Raw genomic sequence first — 3,492 nt, 5'->3', positions numbered from 1 at the left:
ATGCTGAATCAACCTAAAAGGTTCTGTCATTTGATGATCTTTCAATAAAGCTTGCAGCATTTTCTGTTGTAAAAACAATAATTTTTCTTGAGCATACCAATGCTGCCGTGTCCGTGGTGTTTCAGCTTGCGTGCTCAACTCTTCAATCTCTTGACGATTTTTTAATTCAGCCTCGTAAAATGAACGATACAACTCATAATGATTTTCAGCACGTAACCGGTTAATTTCAGCAGTCATTCTTTCCCGTTCGGCCACTAATTCCGGCTCTTTCTCACGCGCAAAACGGACCGCCTTATTCATCACAGGAACATCCTTCAGCTGTGTGCCATGCTTCTTGTTGTATTCCTTGTTGGATAAACAGCTGACCAAACTAGGAACTTCCACCTGAATTCCCTTGATTTCCACCATCTTGGTCGGAGCATAACGCATGAGACTGTCATTAATCAGCTCTTCAGTTTTCTGCCGATACAGCTGTAACTGCGCCTTTCCCATGCCTAACACATCAGCTGTCAGCTTCTGCGCCCCACCTTTCTGTGGATCCTTTGGGTTATAACGCTTAAAAAACTGTTCTGCGGTCCGGTCGATGCCATCAACATGCCGTTCACTATACATAAAATGCAAATGCGGTTGCTCTTGCCCACCCAACGATCCAACATGATTATGAATGGCACAGGTAAAGGGATAGCGATAGCGGTCTGCAAACTCAGCAATGAATGCCTCGGCCAATTCAATCCGCTGTGCCTGGTTCAACTCTTTCGGCAAGGCCACCACCAGACTGGAACAGGTACGGCCATTACTACGTTCATAAATATCTGCAGCGCCCCAAAACTCAGCCGGCTTTCCTTCAGCAAAATTTGGCATATTGCCGGATCTCACAAATTCGATCTGTTCTGAGGCACTTTCTTTATAATTTTTAAAATGCGAAGTCCGGGTAATGTAGTGAAACCGGTTCTTGGCCGTAGCAGCATTTTTGACTTTCCCCGATCGGGTTTTCACGGCCTTTTTACTTGTGTGTTCCAGGTTGCAATAGAACATTGTCCCACCTTCAAATTCACGGAGCCTCGCAGAGCCTGCGGAGCACGAGGAGAAGTGTTTTTATTTCAGTATAATTCGAAGAAATTATACTAAAATAAAAACACGGAAACGAGCTTAAGAATTAAATATAATGTTCCCACATTTTATTTAATTCTTCTCATGCCGGCCTATGCTAAACTGAAAACACAAAAACCTCACCCATTTTATGCTGGAGAATGCGATGGCGGCTCGTGGAAGACCTGCGAAAATACTCACTTCAAATGACCTCATGACATTGCAGCAGTTCCTGGAAAAACTTCCCTTCCTCAAGAAAAAACAGCAACAGGCTTTAACCCTACTCCAGCAATCCAATGACAGATTCAATGACAAACAACTCAGTCTGCTCAAAACAGTCGACCGGGAGAAGAACCAGTTTCTAACAAGACAGGCACTCATTGAACAGATCAAACTGAAGGACAAAAACCAGCAGCCCCTCTTGGCCAACGAAATTGAAATTCTGACCTTACTCAATCAAGCAATGGATCAGGATAATTTTTTCCGCCTGGATCGCGCCCTAGAGTCTTATCAGAAAATTGAAAAAGCAGCCCTAGACAATCGAATCCGGCTGGAGAATGAACACAAACGTGAAATTTTGCAGAAAAGTCACAAGGAACTGACGGAAGCCCAGAAAAAACGCAATGCAGAAAACCAACTCAAATACGCGATAGGAGGTGTAGTTCAATCGCTTTATAAAGACCTCAATCTTCAGATCCAGCACAGTGATATTCCCCTACTCAGAGATGCCCTCCTACAGAGCATTATTTGGGAAAAAACCATTAAAGAAACCACAATCTATAAAGAGATCCAAAACAACACCGAAGATATCAAGGAAGAAACAAAATTATTCCAGCGTATGCTTGAAGATTTGCCAACCTATAAAATCAATGGGAAAGATTTTCACAAGGTACTCATCCAAAAGCACCGTATAAAGCCATAAAATGCGATTACAGCCTGTTTTTGGCTTAACCCTATAGTTTCCTATACAAAAATGTAATCAGGGCTAAAAATGCGAAATAAGCCCTTTTACATTTCACTCCAGATCAATCCTTAATTTATAAACTAAGTAATGTCCTTAAAACTCAAATTAAATACCTAAAAGGTATCTATAGAGCGAGTGTCTACGAGCGAACCACTAAAATTCGCGCTTCGACTTTCTGAAAAACAGCTTTTTAGGCTGTAGAGCCTAATAAAGCGTAAATCACATGTAAAAATCAGATTTTAGATCGAGCGAAAGCGAGTGAAAAAGCTCTATGAGCGTAGCGAATCCATTCTTGCTTTTGGTTTTTCGAATTCAAGAAAGAATTAACTAAAAAATTGCCCCTACGAACTGAGCGAAAGCGAAGTTCAATAGAGTTTGAGCGTAGCGAAAACCAAGGGCAATTTTTCCTTCCCTGGGCTTTTAATTATTTTAAAGCTTTTAAATGTTTTTAGACATGCTGAAAGCCTTAAGCAGCAATGCCTTCATGATCTATATAGCAACGTTTCCTCGGTTATATAGCAACGTTTCCTCGGTTATATAGCAACGTTTCCTCGGTTATATAGCAACGTTTCCTCGGTATTTGACAACAAATATTTATTATGTTGTTATAGCAACACAATAAAATTGTTGCTAAATAGAATGACATGACAGACTTAGTCGTAAAATCTAATAAACTTGTACAAGCTTTACAGACACTTACTTTAAGCGAAACCCGTTTACTTCAGCTCGCAATTGTAGATGCTCGTGAGACTGGACAAGGATTATCAACAGATGAACCTTTAGAATTAGATGCTCTTAGATATGCTAAAGCATTTAACGTTTCTCCAGATGCAGCTTATTTAGCATTAATTGAAGCAGAAGATTCTCTTTTTAAGAGACAATTCACGATTACCAATGAAGATGGAACTTTAACAAAAAGTCGCTGGATTCAAGATGCTAATTATCGGAAAGGTGAAGGAAGAATTTTAGTTACCCTAACTCGTGTGGTAATTGAACATGTCACTAAAATAGATGGGTTTGAACAATATTTCACAAGCTATCATCTACGAAAAACATCTGAATTTAAAAGCGTCTATGCAGTTCGTCTGTACGAATTATTAATGCAGTGGAAATCTATAGGGAAGACCCCTCTTTTTGAATTAAATAAATTCCGTAGCCAATTGGGTATTGGTGTAAACGAATACACCAGAATGGAAGCATTTAAGAGACGTGTTTTAGATATTGCAGTAGATCAAATCAACGAATTTTCAGATATAACTGTTAAATACGAACAGCATAAAAAAGGTCGTTCAATCTCAGGATTTTCTTTTAGCTTTAAGCCAAAGAAAGCAACTATTCGATCTATAGAAACTAATAGAGATCTTAATACAACTGATCTGTTTTCGAGGATGACAGATAAGCAACGCTATTTATTTGCTACTAAACTTTCTGAACTACCA

The 3,492-nt window shown here is 39.5% G+C and carries 3 protein-coding genes; 2 read left to right on the top strand and 1 reads right to left on the bottom strand.

Features of this window, described 5'->3' with window-relative positions:
* Window positions 1-1,035, bottom strand: a 1,035-nt coding sequence (locus tag FTV42_RS15855) for a MobA/MobL family protein (RefSeq protein ID WP_180039180.1), incomplete at its 3' end; no start/stop codon positions are given.
* Window positions 1,036-1,255: 220 nt separating this feature from the next.
* Here FTV42_RS15855 and FTV42_RS15850 point away from each other — a divergent pair.
* On the top strand, window positions 1,256-2,011 hold the full coding sequence (locus FTV42_RS15850; RefSeq protein WP_180039179.1) for a hypothetical protein: 756 nt from the start codon (window positions 1,256-1,258) through the stop codon (window positions 2,009-2,011).
* 686 nt (window positions 2,012-2,697) lie between these two features.
* Window positions 2,698-3,492: replication initiation protein RepM (gene repM, locus FTV42_RS15845; protein ID WP_180039178.1), on the top strand; the 795-nt coding region annotated here is incomplete at its 3' end.

It is taken from the genome of Acinetobacter sp. YH16052, from assembly GCF_013417155.1.
GTDB lineage: Bacteria > Pseudomonadota > Gammaproteobacteria > Pseudomonadales > Moraxellaceae > Acinetobacter.
This window is presented reverse-complemented; position numbering and strand designations above follow the sequence as displayed.